Here is a 16,840-nt window from a genome sequence, read left to right as displayed (position 1 = left end):
TTGTGATTAAAATTTAGGCATATCACCGCGAATCTCCGCTTCTTGGTCTGTTACCAAACCCTAGCGAATTGTCGCCAGAGGTGAGAAGTGGTTTGACCCATGCAACGGACAAAAGGAGTCGGCCCATGAAAAAGATCGAAGCGATCATTAAGCCCTTCAAACTGGACGAAGTGAAAGAGGCGCTGCAGGACATTGGCGTACAAGGTTTGAGCGTGCTTGAGGTGAAAGGCTTTGGCCGGCAAAAAGGCCACACCGAATTGTATCGCGGCGCCGAATATGTGGTCGATTTCCTGCCCAAGGTGAAGATCGAAGTCGTGCTTGACGATGATCAGGTCGACACCGCCATCGAGGCAATCGTCAACGCCGCCAGAACCGACAAGATCGGCGATGGCAAGATCTTTGTATCGCCCGTCGAACAGGCGGTTCGCATTCGCACCGGCGAAACCGGCAGCGACGCTCTTTGATCCTCATGCCGCCACCCCGGCGGCGCACCTCTTAACAAAACGAAATTAAAGGAAATATTACCATGGGCATTTCTGAGATGCTGCAGAAAATCAAGGACGAAGATATCGAATATGTCGATATCCGCTTCACCGATCCGCGCGGCAGATTGCAGCACGTCACCGTGATGTCCGATCAGGTGGACGAAGGGTTCATCGAAGATGGGTTCATGTTTGACGGATCATCGATTGCCGGTTGGAAATCCATTGATCAATCAGACATGAAATTGATGATGGACACCGACAGTGCCTATGTCGATCCGTTTTATGCCGAAAAAACCCTTGCCGTGCATTGCACCGTTTGCGAACCCGACACGCTGGAGCGGTACGACCGCGACCCGCGCGGCACCGCCCAGAACGCCGAAGCGTATCTGAAATCAACCGGCATCGGCGATGTGGCGTATATGGGCCCCGAGGCCGAGTTTTTCCTGTTTGACGATGTCCGGTTTTCCGTCGAAATCAACAAGGTATCGTTTCAGGTGGATGCCAACGATGCATCGTGGAATTCCGACACCGAATACGAAATGGGCAACATGGGCCACCGCCCGGGCCTGAAGGGCGGCTATTTCCCGGTGAATCCGGTGGATGATGGTCAGGATATCCGCTCGGAAATGCTCTCGACGATGAAACGCATCGGCATGAAGGTGGATAAACACCACCACGAGGTGGCATCGTGCCAGCATGAACTGGGCCTCATTTTCGGATCACTGACCAAACAGGCCGATGAGCTGCAAAAGTTCAAATACATCATTCAGAACGTCGCCCATGCCTATGGCAAATCGGCCACGTTCATGCCCAAACCGATCAGCGGCGACAACGGGTCGGGCATGCATGTGAACATGTCGATCTGGAAAGATGGCAAGCCGATTTTTGCCGGCGACAAATACGCCGATCTGTCGGACGAGGCGCTGTTTTTCATCGGTGGCATCCTGAAACATGCCAAGGCCCTGAACGCGTTTACCAACCCCACGACCAACAGCTACAAACGGTTGATCCCCGGGTTCGAGGCGCCAGTTCTGCGCGCCTATTCCGCGCGCAACCGGTCGGGCTGTGTGCGCATTCCGTGGTCGGAATCCCCCAAGGCCAAGCGCGTCGAGGCCCGGTTCCCCGATCCGGCGGCAAACCCCTATCTGTGTTTTGCCGCGCTGTTGATGGCCGGCATTGACGGGATCAAGAACAAAATCCACCCCGGCGAAGCGATGGACAAGGATCTGTATGATCTGCCCCCCGAAGAGCTGGCCGATATTCCGACCATGTGTTCGTCGTTGCGCGAAGCGATGGAAGAGTTGGAAAAGGACATGGATTTCCTGACCGCCGGTGACGTGTTCACCAAGGATCAGATCAAGGGTTACATGGATCTGAAATGGGAAGAAATCTATGCCTATGAACAGACCCCGCACCCGATTGAATACAAGATGTATTATGGCTGCTAAACGGCTGAAATAAATAACAAAGGGCACCCGATCGGGCGCCCTTTTTCTGTTCATGCCGGAATAATTTGCGAAATTCAACCGGGCATTGGCATACGGCGAATCCGTCAATCCGCCAAGGCGCGGCAATCTTCCCACAGGGGCGCGCCATCCCTAAGCTGTAATATCCACTGTAACGGCACACCGTTTTCGGTACACAGGCCAAATGCCGCCCCCGCCAATGCCCCGATGATGATCGCGCGACCGGCACTGTCACCCCCGGCGGCGATGTTGCGTTCAACCGCGTCCTGATAGGATGTCGCATGGGTCAGAATATGCATGGCAAGCGGCATTGCCATGGGCAGATGACAGGCCCGACCGGTGACACCACCATACACGGTTGAATCGGTTTCATCCGTATTCAAGGCATCGCGCAACGCAGGATCGCTGAGTTGAGACAGGGCATCGTTCAACGACATCCCGCCAATTACCGCCGATAACACCTGGGCAAATGTGGCACCATGGGCGCTGGCGACGTCATTAACATTGGTTACGGATATGGCCTGTTCGATCCGCCCCAATAAATCGGATTCGCCGTAATGCGCCACGATCACCGCGGGCAAGGTGGCGATGGCAGGGAGTTGATCATCGTCAATTCCCGATGGATCGGTCTGATCGGCGGCGATGTTGGCCAATGCGCCGCGCGTGGGCCGGTCAATATACCCTTGGTACGCGCCCCCTGCCCCGAAGAACGCGGCAAATTCCGATTGATACGCAGCCCTGTCAAACCCGCCGGCCCGCCGGATCGAAGCGATGGCAAGAGCCAGAACCGCGCCGTATTGTGTTGGCATTCCGGTTTCCCGGCTGGCATGGGCGAAATATCCAACGCCACCTTCGTAATGGGCCGGGTCCACCGGGATGAATGCGGCGCGTCCAAATCGCGCGCGCAGGGTCGCAATACGGTCAGGATCATAAATCCAGTGGGCACCCAAGGCCGCCGCATCGGCCACCAAGGCCCCCATCAGGGCCGCCTGTTTGCGTTGTGTCATATCCATCGGTCCGGCCCCTGTTTTTTGTCAGCCCACACAATCACCTGCTGATGCGTTGGTCAAACCCGCACCCGTTGCAGACAGGTCACCATAGCGTGACAGTGCAGTCACACCCGTTGCTGAACGCGTCCAAACCACACACACTGACCCCAATCACAGACGGAGCGCCAAACATGCCCATGGAACGCATTACATTCACCGGCCACGGCGGCCACAATCTGGCCGCGCGCCTGGATCTGCCCGAGGGGCCACATTTGGGCACAGCGTTGTTTGCGCATTGTTTTACCTGTTCAAAGGATATCGTGGCCGCGCGCCGGATCGCGGCCCGTCTGGCGACCATGGGGTTGGCGGTTTTACGGTTCGATTTCACTGGCCTCGGCCATTCCGAAGGAGAGTTCGAGAACACCACCTTCACAACCAACGTGTCTGATCTGGTGGCAGCGGCGCATTATCTGCGTGATCGCGGCATGGCTCCCGCCCTGTTGATCGGCCACTCGTTGGGCGGTGCGGCGGTATTGAAGGCCGCGGGCGAAATTGCATCGGCCAAGGCGGTAGTAACCATCGGCGCCCCCGCCGATCCGCACCATGTCACCAACAACTTTTCCGGCGCCCTTGATACGATCGCGCAACAGGGCAGCGCCGACGTATCGCTGGGCGGGCGGCCGTTTCGAATTTCACAGACCTTTGTGCAAGATGTATCAGCCGAAAACCTTGCCCCGGCTATTGGCAACCTGAAACGCGCCCTATTGGTGATGCACGCGCCGCGCGATGCGACGGTGGGCATCGAGAACGCCACGCAGATCTTTCAGGCCGCAAGACACCCCAAAAGCTTTGTCACCCTGGATGATGCCGATCACCTGATCACGCGGGCGGGCGATGCCGAATATGCCGCCGAAGTCATTGCCGCATGGTCGGCGCGGTATCTTGATCTGCGCCCGCCCGCACCGCCCCCCGGCGCGCCCGAAGGCATCGTGCGCATTTCCGAGGCTGATGCCGATGGTTTTTTACAAGATGTCACGTCGGGCCAGAATATCCATATCCTCGCTGATGAGCCCGAGGCCTATGGCGGCACCAACAAAGGGCTGTCACCCTATGGGTTGATGGCCGCGGGTCTGGGCGCCTGCACATCGATGACGATTCGCATGTATGCCCGGCGCAAGAAATGGCCGCTTGATCATGTGCGCGTTGATGTCAGCCACAACAAGGTGCACGCACAGGATGCCAGCGCCAAAAGCGATGAAAAGATTGATGAATTTCGCCGCGATATCCGTTTTACCGGCGCGTTGGACGAGACCCAGCGCGCCCGCTTGTTGGAAATCGCCGACCGTTGCCCGGTGCACCGCACATTAGAGCGCAGCGCGCAGGTGGTTACAAAACTGGTCAGTTCCGGGGATTAGATACCCACCGTGACGGGGCATTTCGCGACGGCAATGCCCCAGGGTCAGCGGCCCATCTTCTGGTGCAGCGCGTCGTTGACTGCAGGGGTTACAAATTTTGACACATCGCCGCCCAGACGCGCGATTTCCTTGACCAGTTTGCTGGCAATCGCCTGATGCCGTGCCTCAGCCATCAAAAAGACGGTTTCAACACTATCATCCATCGCCCGGTTCATGCCAACCATCTGATATTCATATTCAAAATCAGCGACCGCGCGCAGGCCCCGCACGATCACACTGGCGCCAACATCGCTGGCGCAGTCAATCAAAAGGTTTTCGAACGGGTGCACGACCAATTCGCAGCCGGTAAGCGCGGTCAGGGTGGCAAATTCCGCTTCGACCATGGCGACGCGTTCTTCCAGGGTGAACATCGGCCCCTTGTCCCGGTTGATTGCAACGCCGATCACCAGACGATCCACCAATCGCGCGGCCCGGCGTATTATATCAATATGCCCCAATGTGATGGGGTCGAATGTGCCGGGATACAGGCCAATGCGCATTTTGATGCCTCGCTTTGTGTTGGTGCAAGCAACAATATTACGCGCACAAGTGCAAGAGGCGGATTAGTGGCCCATCACCATGGATTCCAGCGCGTCACGCTCCATTGCCAATTCGGCAAGGCGGTGATTGACGACGTCCCCGATCGAAATCAACCCGACCAGCACATCATCTTCGATGACAGGCATGTGGCGAAACCGGCCCTGGCTCATCTTTTCCAGCATCAGCATCGGTTTATCTGCCCGTGTGCAGGATATCAGAGCTTTGGTCATCAGGTTGCTGACCAGATCATCCAGACACCCCGATCCGCGCCGCCCCAGTTCGCGCACGATATCGCGTTCCGATAAAATTCCGACAACCTTTTGGCCATCCATCACGATGACGGCACCAATCTTGTTTTCCGACAGCAGCCTTGCCGCCTCGGACACCGATGCATCCGGTGCGATTGAAATGATGTCGCCCTCAGGCTTGCCTTGCAAAATCTTCTGTACAGTCATGTCATGCCCTTTGTTCATCCCTCACCGCTTTGAAATGGTGGCGCGTGGGTGGCCCCTGTGTCAAGCGATCGCTTCGAGTCGGGCAATTTCGGCGCGCAGGCCCGTGCCCAACGCCTGCGCAAACCGGTTCAACCGGCCAACCCGCCGGTCATCTTCGTGCCGGATCAACCAGAAGGTGCGCTTTAACGACAGATCCTCGATCAAAACACGGCGCAGACCGGGCGCATGGGGCAGCGCGAAATCATGCACCACCCCAATGCCCGCCCCTTGGGCAAGCCATTGAAATTGAACGGCAACCGAATTTGACGACAGGGCAACACCGGGCACGCCAATTTCACCAAGGTAATCCAGTTCCTTGTCGAAAATCATGTCGGGGATATAACCGATGATGCGGTGATGTTTCAGATCATCAAGCCCGCTCAACCCTGGCGCATTGGCCAGATAATCGCGGTGCGCCGCCAGATGCAGATGGTAATCGGCGATCTTTTGCACGGTCAGCCGCCCGCCCGTGGGGGGCGATACGCCGATGGCCATGTCCGCCTCGCGGCGCGACAGGTTTATCACCCGGGGCAGCGCGACGATTTGCACCTCAAGCCCGGGATTGTCGGCGATGATCCCGGCACAGACCCGCGGCAACAGGAAATTCGCACAGCCATCCGGCGCGCCCAACCGAATCGGCCCGGTCAGCCTGTCACCCTGTCCGCGCAATTCATCGGCTGCCGCGCTAAGGGCTTGTTCGGCACGTTCGGCATGGGGCAAAAACCGCTGTCCTGCCTCGTTCAATTGATAACCTTGGGGTGATTTGGTGAACAGCACCGCGCCGATGGTGTTTTCCAGCCGGGCAATGCGCCGCCCGACTGTTGCCGCGTCCAGTTTCAACAACCGCGCCGCCCCCGACAGGCTGTCCTGGCGCGCCACGGACAGGAAAATTCGCATATCATCCCACTGCATATTGCAAACCGTACCCCTAAAATTGCAAAGCCCTTTTGGCAAACTGCCGCTTTGCGCAATCGGTTTGCAACCCTAGAGTGGGCACAACCGAATTTAACGGAGGATGTTATGGAAACCCTGTCACACTGGATCAACGGTCAGCACGTCAAAGGCACGGGGCGCACGGCCGATGTGTTCAACCCCGCCACCGGCGAAGTACAGGCCCAGGTGCCCCTGGCCAGCGCCGCCGAATTGGACAGTGCCGTGGCCGATGCCGCAAAGGCACAGGTGGCCTGGGCCGCGACCAACCCACAGCGCCGCGCCCGGGTGATGATGCAGTTCGTTCAACTGCTCAACCGCGACATGGATAAACTGGCCGAGGCGCTGTCGCGCGAACACGGCAAAACCCTGCCCGATGCCAAAGGCGATGTTCAGCGCGGCCTTGAGGTGATCGAATTCTGCATCGGCGCGCCGCACCTGTTGAAGGGTGAATTCACCGACAGCGCCGGTCCGGGAATCGACATGTATTCCATGCGCCAACCCCTTGGTGTTGTGGCGGGAATCACGCCTTTCAACTTTCCCGCAATGATCCCGATGTGGAAAATGGGCCCGGCCCTGACCTGTGGCAACGCCTTTATCCTGAAACCGTCGGAACGTGACCCGTCGGTGCCTTTGATGTTGGCCGAACTGCTGAAAGAGGCCGGATTGCCCGATGGCGTTTTGCAAGTGATCAATGGCGACAAAGAGGCGGTCGACGCCATTCTTGACAACGAAACGATTCAGGCCGTCGGCTTTGTCGGATCCACCCCGATTGCCGAATATATCTATGCGCGCGGCTGTGCCAATGGCAAACGGGTGCAGTGTTTTGGCGGCGCGAAAAACCACATGATCATCATGCCTGACGCCGATCTTGATCAGGCGGCCGATGCGCTGATCGGGGCCGGATATGGCGCGGCCGGTGAACGGTGCATGGCAATTTCGGTGGCCGTACCCGTGGGCGACGCCACCGCCGATGCCCTGATCGAACGGTTGATTCCGCGCATCGAAAAGCTGAAGGTCGGGCCTTATACCGGCGGCAATGATGTGGATTATGGCCCGGTGGTGACCGCCGCCGCCAAGGAAAACATTCACCGTCTGGTGCAAACCGGCATTGATCAGGGCGCGAAACTGGTGGTCGACGGGCGCGATTTCAAATTGCAGGGGTACGAAGACGGCTTTTTCGTCGGGCCACATCTGTTTGATAACGTCACCACGGATATGGATATTTACCGCAAGGAAATCTTTGGCCCGGTCCTGAGCCAAGTGCGCGCCAAGACGTACGAAGAGGCGCTGGGATACGCCATGGATCACGAATATGGCAACGGCACCGCGATCTATACCCGCGATGGCGACACAGCCCGCGATTTCGCGGCGCGCGTCAACGTTGGCATGATCGGCATCAACGTGCCAATTCCGGTGCCTTTGGCCTATCACACCTTTGGCGGTTGGAAAAAATCCGGCTTTGGCGATCTCAATCAGCATGGCCCGGATTCGTTCAAATTTTACACCCGCACCAAAACCGTGACCGCCCGTTGGCCCAGCGGTATCAAGGAAGGTGGCGAATTCAACTTCAAGGCGATGGATTGATCGCAAACACGGGGGCCAGCATCGTTTGGCCCCCGCGGCCCATTTCGGACAAGATGATTTTAAGTCAGGTTCGCGGGGGCGCCCCGGAAACATATACAATCGTATGCCGTCGCATATTGTTCTTTTGCGGTGATTTTCGTACCTTGCGTCAAATAATTCAAAAAAGTGAGATGAACGATGACCCAGCGCGAAACGCTCGATGGTTTGCAAGTGGATGCGACCCTGGCCGCCTTTATCAACGATCAAGCCTTGCCTGGAACGGGAATCAGCCAGGATGCGTTTTGGTCGGCCCTGTCGAAACTGCTGCATGAGTTCGGGCCGGAAAACAAAGAATTCCTGAACAAACGTGAAGAGATCCAGCGCCAGATTGATGAATGGCATCTGGCCCGGCGCAATCAGCCCCATGATCACGTCGCCTATAAATCATTTCTGCAGGAAATCGGGTATCTTTTGCCCGAAGGCGATGATTTTCAGATTGATACCGCCAATGTCGATCCGGAAATCGCCCATGTGCCGGGGCCACAGTTGGTGGTGCCGATCACCAATGCGCGTTATGCGCTGAACGCCGCCAATGCCCGTTGGGGCAGTTTGTATGACAGCTTTTATGGCACCGATGCCATGGGCAGCCTGCCACCCAAGGGTGGATATGACCGGGGCCGTGGGGCGCGGGTTGTGGCACGCGCGCGGGTGTTCCTGGATCAGGCGTTTCCGATTGCCGGGGGCAGCCATGCCGATGCCCGGCGCTATCACGTACATAATGGCGCGCTGTTGGTTGATGATATGCCGCTGGCCGATCCGGCCAAGTTCGTCGGCTATCGCGGTCACCCCAAGGCCCCCGATGCGGTGGTTTTGGTGAACAACGGGTTGCATGTGGAATTGGTGTTTGACCGCACCCATTTCATCGGCAGCCACGATCAGGCCGGTTTGGCCGATGTGCGGTTGGAAAGCGCGGTTTCCGCGATCATGGATTGCGAAGATTCCGTGGCCTGTGTCGATGGCGAAGACAAGACCTTGGCCTATACCAACTGGTTGGGCCTGATGAAGGGCGATTTGACCGAAACCTTTGACAAGGGCGGCAAACCTGTCACCCGCCGCCTGGCCGATGACCGCACCTTTACCGCACCCGGTGGTGGTGAGGTGGTGCTGAAGGGCCGCGCACTGATGTTGGTGCGCAATGTCGGCCATCTGATGACCACCCCCGCCATTCTGGATCGTGACGGGAATGAGGTGTTCGAGGGGCTGATGGATGCCATGATCACCACCCTGATCGCCATGCATGATTTGCAACGCGAAGGCGGCAATACGGTGCATGGATCAATGTATGTGGTCAAACCCAAGATGCATGGCCCCGACGAGGTGGATTTTGCCGTCAGAACCTTTGATTTTGTCGAACAGGCCCTGGGCCTGCCGCAAAACACCGTGAAACTGGGCATCATGGATGAAGAACGGCGCACCTCGGTCAACCTGAAACAATGTATTCGCGCGGCACGTTCGCGGGTGGCGTTCATCAACACCGGTTTTCTGGACCGCACCGGCGACGAGATTCACACCTCGATGGAGGCCGGGCCGTTTTCGCGCAAGGATTTCATCAAGCGCAAGGCGTGGATCGGCGGTTATGAAGATAACAACGTCGATATCGGCCTTGAATGTGGGCTGTCGGGGCGTGCGCAAATCGGCAAGGGCATGTGGGCCATGCCCGATATGATGGCGGCGATGCTGGAACAGAAAATCGCCCACCCCAAATCCGGCGCCAATTGCGCGTGGGTGCCTTCGCCCACCGCCGCCACCCTGCATGCGCTGCATTACCACCAGGTGGATGTGTTTGCGGTGCAGGCGGCACTGTTGAAAGGCGGGCGCCGCACCCATGTGGATACGATTCTGGATATTCCTGTCGCCAGTTTCCAGAAATGGAGCGAAGCGCAGGTGATGCGCGAGGTTGAAAACAACGCCCAAGGCATCCTGGGCTATGTCGTGCGCTGGGTCGATCAGGGGGTCGGTTGTTCGAAAGTGCCCGATCTGAACGATGTCGGCCTGATGGAAGACCGCGCCACCTGCCGGATTTCCGCGCAACATATCGCCAACTGGCTGCACCACGATGTCGTGTCCGAAGACCAGGTGCGCGGCGCGATGGAAAAGATGGCCGCGGTGGTCGATCAGCAAAACGCCGACGATCCGGCCTATCGCCCGATGGCCCCCGATTACAACAGCATCGCCTATCAGGCCGCCTGCGATCTGGTGTTCAAGGGGCGCGAACAGCCCTCGGGATACACCGAGCCGGTTTTGCACGCCCGACGCTTGCAACTGAAGGCAGGGTAACGCGCCGTGGCCGGGGTTTTGAAATTGTGCATGGCGCAAATGACCTCGGCCAACTGCCACGCGCCCAACATCGCATTCATGCGCGATGCGGCGGCCCGGGCGGGTGATGCGGGGTGCGATATACTGGCCCTGCCCGAAATGGCGGGGCTATGTAACCGTGATTTTGCCACAGCAAAAACACAGGTTGTGGCCGCACAGGATGACCCGTTCATCGCCGCCTGTCGTGATGCGGCGGCGCGTCATGGGCTGTGGATCAACACGGGTTCGACGCCAGTTTTGGGGCAGGATGGCAAATTCTTGAACCACGGCTGTCTGATTGATGCGACCGGGGCGATTGCCGCGCGTTATGACAAAATTCATTTGTTCGACGTATTTCTGAAGGGCAAGCGCCCGTCAGGCGAATCGGATCACTTCGCGCCGGGCACCCATGGTACGGTCGCCAACACCCCCTGGGGCGCGATGGGCCTGTCGATTTGTTACGATTTGCGTTTTGCGCATCTGTACCGCGCCTATGGTCAGGTGGGGGCGAACGTGATTTTTGTTCCGTCGTCGTTTATGGTGGCCACGGGTGAGGCCCATTGGCATGTTCTGTTGCGCGCCCGGGCGATTGAAAACGGCTGCTTCATCGTCGCTCCGGCACAGGTGGGGTACCACGCCGATGGGCGGCGCACCTTTGGCCATTCCCTGGTTGTGTCGCCCTGGGGCGAGGTGATGTGCGATATGGGCAATGACGGGCCGGGCACGGCGATTGTCGATCTTGACCTTGAACAAGTCGCCAAGGTGCGCGGGCAAATTCCATCACTGCGCCATGACCGGACTTTTGATATGGTGACGACTGAGAGGGCCGAAAATGATTGAGATTGATCTGCATGAACGTCGGATCACGGCGGGCGCGCCGCTGCCTTCGCGCAATGTCGACGCGCCGCTGGCACTGTTGCGCCGGTGCCCCAAGGCCATGCAGACCCCATTGGTCAACGCCACCAATTTGGCCCAGGCGGCCCGTTGCGCCGAACTTTGGGTGAAAGACGAACGCACCCGCATGGGATTGGGCAGTTTCAAAGCCTTGGGCGCCGCCTATGTCATTGCGCATCTGGCCGAAACGGACGGCGTGAAAGACCGGGTGTTTGTCACCGCCAGCGCGGGAAATCACGGGTTGTCAGTGGCCGCCGGCGCGCAGGCGTTTGGCGCCAAAGCCGTGGTTTATATCGCCGATACGGTGCCCGAGGCGTTCGCCGACCGGCTGCGCCAGTGGGGGGCCAACGTGGTGCGCGAAGGGGCGGTTTACGAAGACAGCATGGCCGCCGCCGCGAAAGCCGCCGATGCGCGGGGCTGGACCCTGCTTTCGGACAGTTCCTGGCCCGGATACACCGACCTGCCCCATCGGTTGATGGAGGGATATCTGGTTATGGCCCATGAGGCGGTGACACAGGCCCCGATCCCGCCCACCCATGTATTTTTACAGGCCGGTGTCGGCGGCATGGCTGCGGCTGTTGCGGCGCATATGCGCGAAATCTGGGGCGATAGTGTGTGTATTGTCGTGGTCGAACCTGACCGCGCACCATCGCTGCGCAATGGGGTGCGCGCGGGCGCTGTGGTGGCGGCACCCGGCCCGGAATCAAACATGGGGCGGCTGGATTGCAAAGAGGCGTCGTTGATCGCCCTCGCCGGGCTGACCGAAGACGCCGACGCATTTCTGACCATCTCGGATCAGGCAGTGGCCGCCGTTTTACCGCACTTGGCCGAGGCCGGTTTGGCCACCTCGCCCTCGGGCGGGGCGGGATTGGCGGCTGTCCTGTCGTTGACGGACGAACATCGGCAGACACTGGGCCTTGGCAGCCAATCGCGGGTGATGTGCATTTTAAGCGAAGGGCCGGCATAAAGGTTTCGCTAGCAGTGTGATGTAGGCCTTTGGTCTAAAGGGCGACGATGGTTTCAAAGCCGCCGAAAATCATTCTTTCGCCATCCAGCGGCATTTTTTGCATCATCTGGTTGGCGGTTTCATCGGCCATCACAAACTCCATACAGGCATCGCGCGTGGCCTTGTCGGGATAGGTGATGAAGCAGACCGCGCAGGTTTCATCCTCGGCCAATTCAACGGAGAGCGGAAAAGATGTGCGCACGCCCTGTGGCACATCGCTTCCCCAGCATTCGGTATAGCCAACCGCGCCATTATCCAGAAACAGCGCCGACATTTCCGTGGATAATTCGATATATGCGGTCTTGCGCGCGGTTTTGACCGGCGCGACCATTACATCAATGAACATGGTTCAAACTCCCTGAGAACGCGTGCGGTTCAGGGTACGGCATAGTGTTGGTCGGTCAAACAATTTGTTTCCAACGTGGTGCTTTTCATAAAAAAACTGCCGACCAACCGGGCATTTCCGGTTGCCCAACGGCGCAATCCTGCATCATCAACCCAACAGTAACATGCGCCAGGACACTGTTTTTATTGGTAAATAAAAATAATGTAAATTAGATTTACATCCACCCTTGAACCATGGTGGCACAATATACATCTTTTCAATGTGAAAGAGATTTACATTAAACCCCCGAAACGGAGACACACCATGAGCACCTTTGCTGACACCCCCCAAACCCGTATGTCGTGGTTTGCACGTTCCGAAAGCTGGCTTGATGAAAAAGGCAAAGGCGCGTGGATTGCCGCGATGATCGTTGGATTTATCGTTTTCTGGCCCGTGGGCCTGGCCCTGTTGGCCTATATGATCTGGAGCAAACGCATGTTTAACAAATCCTGCCGCAGCGTGGCGCGGCGCGGGCCGATGGCCGCCTATCGCAGCAGCGGCAACACCGCATTCGATGCCTACAAGGCCGACACCCTGCGCCGCTTGGAAGACGAACAAGCCGCATTTCAAGAGTTTCTTGAGCGGTTGCGCGAAGCCAAGGACAAGGCCGAGTTTGACCAATTCATGGATGACCGCGCCAGCACCAATGACAAACGCGATGCCACCCCGATCGAGGTTTGATCGCAAATCCCCTTGGCCTGCCCCACCGGGCGGGCCATATACACCTTATACCCAACCGGACAAATTCATGCGCTTTGACGATATTCGCCCCGATACTGCCCCCGTAAACTGGGGTTTGCCTGACCCTGACCGTCAGTCTGGGTTTTACGAGAATGTGCCATCCAAACGGTTGCTGGCCTGGGTGGTGGATGTGGTGATCATTGGCGTGATTACGGCGGTACTGGTGCCGTTCACCCTTTTTATCGGGCTGTTTTTCCTGCCGATGCTGTTTGGCGTGATCAGTTTCATGTACCGTGTCGTATCTTTGGCCAATTGGTCGGGCACGCCGGGCATGCGCCTGATGGCGATCGAACTGCGTACCTCACAGGGCGCACGATTTGATCTGATGGCGGCGTTTTTGCACACATTGGGATATGCCGTGTCGGTCACGTTCTTCCCGGTTCAACTGATTTCCATCGTTTTGATGCTGACCTCGGCCCGTGCACAGGGGTTGACCGATTACGTCATGGGCACGGCCGCGCTGAACCGGGCTGCGTCGTAAAGGCGCAGTATGGGGCTTGGCCAAATTGAAAACGGTTGTTACTTTAAGTACAAGTGCGACCAGACCACCGGGATGCCATGCGCCACACTCTTCCTATCGCCCCACAATTCTATGTGACGGCTCCACAGCCCTGCCCCTATCTTGAGGGCCGGATGGAGCGAAAGCTGTTTACCGCGTTGCAGGGCGAATATGCCGCTACGCTGAACGATAGCCTGTCTCAGCAGGGGTTTCGCCGATCACAAAATGTGCTTTACCGTCCGTCTTGCGCCGAATGTTCGGCCTGTCTGTCGGCGCGGGTGCGGGTGGCCGATTTCAAACCGTCACGCACACAGCGCAAAATCCTGCGCCGCAATACCCATCTGGAGCGGCAGGCAAATTCGCCCTGGGCCACCGAAGATCAATTCGCCTTGTTCCGCCGATATCTGGAAAGCCGCCATGCCACCGGCGGGATGGCGGATATGGATATTTTCGAATTCGCCGCGATGATCGAGGAAACACCGATCCGCAGTCGCGTGATCGAATATTCCCGCCCCGGCCCGACACCGCGCAATCGCGAACTGGCCGCTGTGTGTCTGACCGATGTTCTGGCCGATGGTCTTTCGATGGTTTATTCGTTTTACGACACTGAAACACCGGCCGAAAGTCTGGGCACCCACGTGATATTGGACCACATCGAAATCGCCCGCGAGGCGGATCTGCCTTTTGTTTACCTTGGCTATTGGGTGCCCGGCAGCCCAAAGATGGGATATAAGGCCCGTTTTTCCGGGTTGGAGGTGTACACAGGTGGCCAATGGGAGCCGTTGAAAGAGGAATCCGCCTATTCATCGGCTCTTAATCCACAATCAACCGATCCGATCGCCGAACAGGTGGCGCAGATCAACCTGCCCGACACCCGCCCCACCCGGTGAACAGGGCGCATCCCAACCGGATGCATTTGGCCTCGGGCATGAATATTTTGGCATTCGCGGTGCGTCAGACTGGCAAAATCGCCCGGCCTTTTTGCATTCACCGACAAAACAGCGGATTGGCGCAAGAAAAGTACAATATGCCACACCCCAGGGACACTTTTAATTTCAAGACTGGTTGACGGCCCCCTGCGCCGCTTCTAAGTTGCTAAAATAGCGAAATAGGAGCCAGGCGCATGTCTGTCATCGTCGTCATTGTAAGATACGCGCGCATGGGCCGGTAACGGACACCCAAAAGGTACCCCATGCGCCCCCGATCAAACGGGGGTTTTTTTATGACCGAAAGACAGGCCAATTGGCAAATGCGGAGAGAACGTGATGAAAAAGACGATGACCGGGGCCGCCATGGTGGTAAAGGCGCTCAAGGATCAAGGGGTTGAGGTGGTGTTTGGGTACCCCGGTGGTGCCGTTCTGCCGATTTACGACGAGATATTTCAGCAAAACGAAATCCGCCACGTTCTGGTGCGCCACGAACAGGCCGCCACCCATGCCGCCGAAGGATACGCCCGCGCCACCGGCAAGCCCGGCGTGTGCCTTGTGACATCCGGCCCCGGCGCGACCAATGCGGTCACCGGGTTGACCGATGCGTTGATGGATTCGATCCCGATTGTCGTTCTGACCGGCCAGGTTCCGACCTTCATGATTGGCAACGATGCGTTTCAAGAGGCCGACACCGTTGGCATCACCCGCCCCTGCACCAAACACAACTGGCTGGTGAAAGAGACTGACAAGCTTTCCGGCACGATCCACGAGGCGTTTCACGTTGCCACATCCGGCCGCCCCGGCCCGGTTTTGGTGGATATCCCGAAAGACGTACAATTCGCCAATGGCACCTATGTCCCAAAACAAAAGGTCAAGGTCAGCCATTATCAGCCAAAAACCATGGGCAACCCCGATACAATCGCCGAACTGGCCGAAGCGATGGCAAAATCCGAACGCCCGATCCTGTACACCGGTGGCGGCGTCATCAATTCCGGGCCGCGCGCGTCAGAATTGTTGCGCGAACTGGCCGAACTGACCGGTTTTCCTGTCACCAGTACATTGATGGGTCTGGGGGCCTATCCGGCGTCGGGCAAGCAATGGCTGGGCATGTTGGGCATGCATGGACTTTACGAGGCGAACATGGCCATGCACGGCTGTGACCTGATGGTCAACATCGGCGCGCGGTTTGATGACCGGATCACCGGGCGGGTCGAAGAATTCAGCCCGAATTCACGCAAGGCCCATATCGATATCGACCCCAGTTCGATCAACAAGGTGATCCGCGTTGAAATGCCGATCATCGGGGATGTCACCCAGGTGTTGGAACAACTGATCGCCGTCTGGAAAGAGCGCGGTTTGCAACCCCAGCGCGAAGGCCTGGCAAAGTGGTGGAAAAAAATCGATGCGTGGCGGGCCATTGATTGCCTGAAATTCTCTCAAAAAGGGAAAATCATCAAACCCCAGTATGCGCTTAAGCGGTTGGAAGAGCTGACAAAAAAGTATGATCGCTATATCACCACCGAGGTGGGCCAGCATCAGATGTGGGCGGCGCAATACCTTGATTTTGAAGACCCGAACCGGTGGATGACATCGGGGGGACTGGGCACCATGGGGTATGGTTTCCCGGCGTCGGTTGGCGTGCAGATGGCCCACCCCGATGCTTTGGTGATCAACGTCGCGGGCGAGGCATCGTGGTTGATGAACATGCAGGAAATGGGCACGGTGATGCAATATCGCCTGCCGGTCAAACAGTTCATCATGAACAACGAACGCCTGGGCATGGTGCGCCAATGGCAGGAATTGCTTCATGGTGAGCGGTATTCACATTCCTGGTCAGAATCCCTGCCTGATTTTGTCAAATTGGCTGAAAGCTTTGGCGCCAAAGGAATCCGGTGTGATGACCCTGACACCCTGGACGATGCGATTATCGAGATGATCACCCATGCCGGGCCAGTCGTGTTTGATTGTCTAGTCGAAAAACACGAAAATTGCTTCCCGATGATCCCGTCAGGCGAAGCACACAACAAGATGTTGTTGGGCGAAGCGTCCACCAAAGACGCCATCGGTCGTTCCGGCGCGGTAATGGTTTAAACCCTTTTCCGGTGGC

Annotated in this window: 16 protein-coding genes; 11 read left to right on the top strand and 5 right to left on the bottom strand. The window is 57.7% G+C overall.

Annotated features, from left to right (window positions below):
• Positions 1–125 precede the first annotated feature (125 nt).
• Positions 126–464, top strand: coding sequence for a P-II family nitrogen regulator (locus C8265_RS12340; protein WP_108484313.1), 339 nt, complete (start codon positions 126–128; stop codon positions 462–464).
• 62 nt (positions 465–526) lie between these two features.
• Positions 527–1,933: a type I glutamate--ammonia ligase gene (gene glnA, locus C8265_RS12335; protein ID WP_108484312.1), complete on the top strand. Its 1,407-nt coding sequence runs from the start codon at positions 527–529 to the stop codon at positions 1,931–1,933.
• Positions 1,934–2,037: 104 nt separating this feature from the next.
• On the opposite strand, the gene C8265_RS12330 is transcribed toward glnA, so the two are convergent.
• Entirely contained in the window at positions 2,038–2,964 is a 927-nt protein-coding gene (locus C8265_RS12330) for an ADP-ribosylglycohydrolase family protein (protein ID WP_108484311.1), read from the bottom strand.
• A 167-nt stretch (positions 2,965–3,131) separates the two neighbouring features.
• Between C8265_RS12330 and C8265_RS12325 the strand changes: the two genes are divergently transcribed.
• A complete protein-coding gene (locus C8265_RS12325) occupies positions 3,132–4,355 on the top strand; it encodes a bifunctional alpha/beta hydrolase/OsmC family protein (protein ID WP_108484310.1) in 1,224 nt (407 codons plus the stop codon).
• Positions 4,356–4,399: 44 nt separating this feature from the next.
• On the opposite strand, the gene coaD is transcribed toward C8265_RS12325, so the two are convergent.
• The 3 genes from coaD to C8265_RS12310 form a co-directional block, all read right to left on the bottom strand.
• Positions 4,400–4,894, bottom strand: coding sequence for a pantetheine-phosphate adenylyltransferase (gene coaD / locus C8265_RS12320; protein ID WP_108484309.1), 495 nt, complete (start codon positions 4,892–4,894; stop codon positions 4,400–4,402).
• A 63-nt stretch (positions 4,895–4,957) separates the two neighbouring features.
• A complete protein-coding gene (locus C8265_RS12315) occupies positions 4,958–5,389 on the bottom strand; it encodes a CBS domain-containing protein (RefSeq protein WP_108484368.1) in 432 nt (143 codons plus the stop codon).
• A gap of 60 nt (positions 5,390–5,449) precedes the next feature.
• Positions 5,450–6,340, bottom strand: a complete 891-nt coding sequence (locus C8265_RS12310) for a LysR family transcriptional regulator (protein ID WP_108484308.1) — start codon at positions 6,338–6,340, stop codon at positions 5,450–5,452.
• A gap of 108 nt (positions 6,341–6,448) precedes the next feature.
• On the opposite strand from C8265_RS12310, the gene C8265_RS12305 reads away from it, so the two are divergent.
• The 4 genes from C8265_RS12305 (at position 6,449) to C8265_RS12290 (ending at position 12,140) form a co-directional block, all read left to right on the top strand.
• Positions 6,449–7,945: a CoA-acylating methylmalonate-semialdehyde dehydrogenase gene (locus C8265_RS12305; RefSeq protein WP_108484307.1), complete on the top strand. Its 1,497-nt coding sequence runs from the start codon at positions 6,449–6,451 to the stop codon at positions 7,943–7,945.
• A gap of 177 nt (positions 7,946–8,122) precedes the next feature.
• A complete protein-coding gene (locus C8265_RS12300; RefSeq protein ID WP_108484306.1) occupies positions 8,123–10,261 on the top strand; it encodes a malate synthase G in 2,139 nt (712 codons plus the stop codon).
• A gap of 6 nt (positions 10,262–10,267) precedes the next feature.
• The gene (locus C8265_RS12295; RefSeq protein WP_240611068.1) at positions 10,268–11,119 is read left to right on the top strand and encodes a carbon-nitrogen hydrolase family protein; all 852 of its coding nucleotides are present in this window, start codon (positions 10,268–10,270) and stop codon (positions 11,117–11,119) included.
• Positions 11,112–12,140 carry a pyridoxal-phosphate dependent enzyme gene (locus C8265_RS12290; RefSeq protein WP_108484305.1) on the top strand — a complete coding sequence of 343 codons (1,029 nt, stop codon included), beginning with the start codon at positions 11,112–11,114 and terminating at the stop codon, positions 12,138–12,140. Before C8265_RS12295 ends, C8265_RS12290 begins: the two co-directional genes overlap by 8 nt.
• 34 nt (positions 12,141–12,174) lie before the next feature.
• On the opposite strand, the gene C8265_RS12285 is transcribed toward C8265_RS12290, so the two are convergent.
• A complete protein-coding gene (locus C8265_RS12285; RefSeq protein ID WP_108484304.1) occupies positions 12,175–12,525 on the bottom strand; it encodes a DUF1428 domain-containing protein in 351 nt (116 codons plus the stop codon).
• 303 nt (positions 12,526–12,828) lie between these two features.
• On the opposite strand from C8265_RS12285, the gene C8265_RS12280 reads away from it, so the two are divergent.
• The 4 genes from C8265_RS12280 to C8265_RS12265 all read left to right on the top strand — a co-directional run bounded on the left by C8265_RS12280 (position 12,829) and on the right by C8265_RS12265 (position 16,824).
• Positions 12,829–13,245, top strand: a complete 417-nt coding sequence (locus tag C8265_RS12280) for a DUF2852 domain-containing protein (protein ID WP_108484303.1) — start codon at positions 12,829–12,831, stop codon at positions 13,243–13,245.
• 67 nt (positions 13,246–13,312) lie between these two features.
• The gene (locus C8265_RS12275) at positions 13,313–13,786 is read left to right on the top strand and encodes an RDD family protein (protein ID WP_108484302.1); all 474 of its coding nucleotides are present in this window, start codon (positions 13,313–13,315) and stop codon (positions 13,784–13,786) included.
• A gap of 77 nt (positions 13,787–13,863) precedes the next feature.
• Complete coding sequence (locus C8265_RS12270; RefSeq protein WP_108484301.1) at positions 13,864–14,694, top strand: arginyltransferase; 831 nt, start codon at positions 13,864–13,866, stop codon at positions 14,692–14,694.
• A gap of 375 nt (positions 14,695–15,069) precedes the next feature.
• Positions 15,070–16,824, top strand: a complete 1,755-nt coding sequence (locus tag C8265_RS12265; RefSeq protein WP_108484300.1) for an acetolactate synthase 3 large subunit — start codon at positions 15,070–15,072, stop codon at positions 16,822–16,824.
• Positions 16,825–16,840: the final 16 nt, after the last annotated feature.

The organism is Oceaniglobus ichthyenteri (genome assembly GCF_003057885.1).
Taxonomy (GTDB): Bacteria; Pseudomonadota; Alphaproteobacteria; order Rhodobacterales; family Rhodobacteraceae; genus Oceaniglobus; species Oceaniglobus ichthyenteri.
Note: the sequence above shows the minus strand (reverse complement) of the source record. Positions and strands in the feature narration are given on the sequence as shown.

Bases quoted from the DNA above. Each gene is read 5' to 3' on its own strand.
- C8265_RS12340 (WP_108484313.1), top strand. From the start codon at position 126: ATGAAAAAGATCGAAGCGATCATTAAGCCCTTCAAACTGGACGAAGTG.
- glnA (WP_108484312.1), top strand. From the start codon at position 527: ATGGGCATTTCTGAGATGCTGCAGAAAATCAAGGACGAAGATATCGAA.
- C8265_RS12330 (WP_108484311.1), bottom strand. From the start codon at position 2,964: ATGGATATGACACAACGCAAACAGGCGGCCCTGATGGGGGCCTTGGTG.
- C8265_RS12325 (WP_108484310.1), top strand. From the start codon at position 3,132: ATGCCCATGGAACGCATTACATTCACCGGCCACGGCGGCCACAATCTG.
- coaD (WP_108484309.1), bottom strand. From the start codon at position 4,894: ATGCGCATTGGCCTGTATCCCGGCACATTCGACCCCATCACATTGGGG.
- C8265_RS12315 (WP_108484368.1), bottom strand. From the start codon at position 5,389: ATGACTGTACAGAAGATTTTGCAAGGCAAGCCTGAGGGCGACATCATT.
- C8265_RS12310 (WP_108484308.1), bottom strand. From the start codon at position 6,340: ATGCAGTGGGATGATATGCGAATTTTCCTGTCCGTGGCGCGCCAGGAC.
- C8265_RS12305 (WP_108484307.1), top strand. From the start codon at position 6,449: ATGGAAACCCTGTCACACTGGATCAACGGTCAGCACGTCAAAGGCACG.
- C8265_RS12300 (WP_108484306.1), top strand. From the start codon at position 8,123: ATGACCCAGCGCGAAACGCTCGATGGTTTGCAAGTGGATGCGACCCTG.
- C8265_RS12290 (WP_108484305.1), top strand. From the start codon at position 11,112: ATGATTGAGATTGATCTGCATGAACGTCGGATCACGGCGGGCGCGCCG.
- C8265_RS12285 (WP_108484304.1), bottom strand. From the start codon at position 12,525: ATGTTCATTGATGTAATGGTCGCGCCGGTCAAAACCGCGCGCAAGACC.
- C8265_RS12280 (WP_108484303.1), top strand. From the start codon at position 12,829: ATGAGCACCTTTGCTGACACCCCCCAAACCCGTATGTCGTGGTTTGCA.
- C8265_RS12275 (WP_108484302.1), top strand. From the start codon at position 13,313: ATGCGCTTTGACGATATTCGCCCCGATACTGCCCCCGTAAACTGGGGT.
- C8265_RS12270 (WP_108484301.1), top strand. From the start codon at position 13,864: ATGCGCCACACTCTTCCTATCGCCCCACAATTCTATGTGACGGCTCCA.
- C8265_RS12265 (WP_108484300.1), top strand. From the start codon at position 15,070: ATGAAAAAGACGATGACCGGGGCCGCCATGGTGGTAAAGGCGCTCAAG.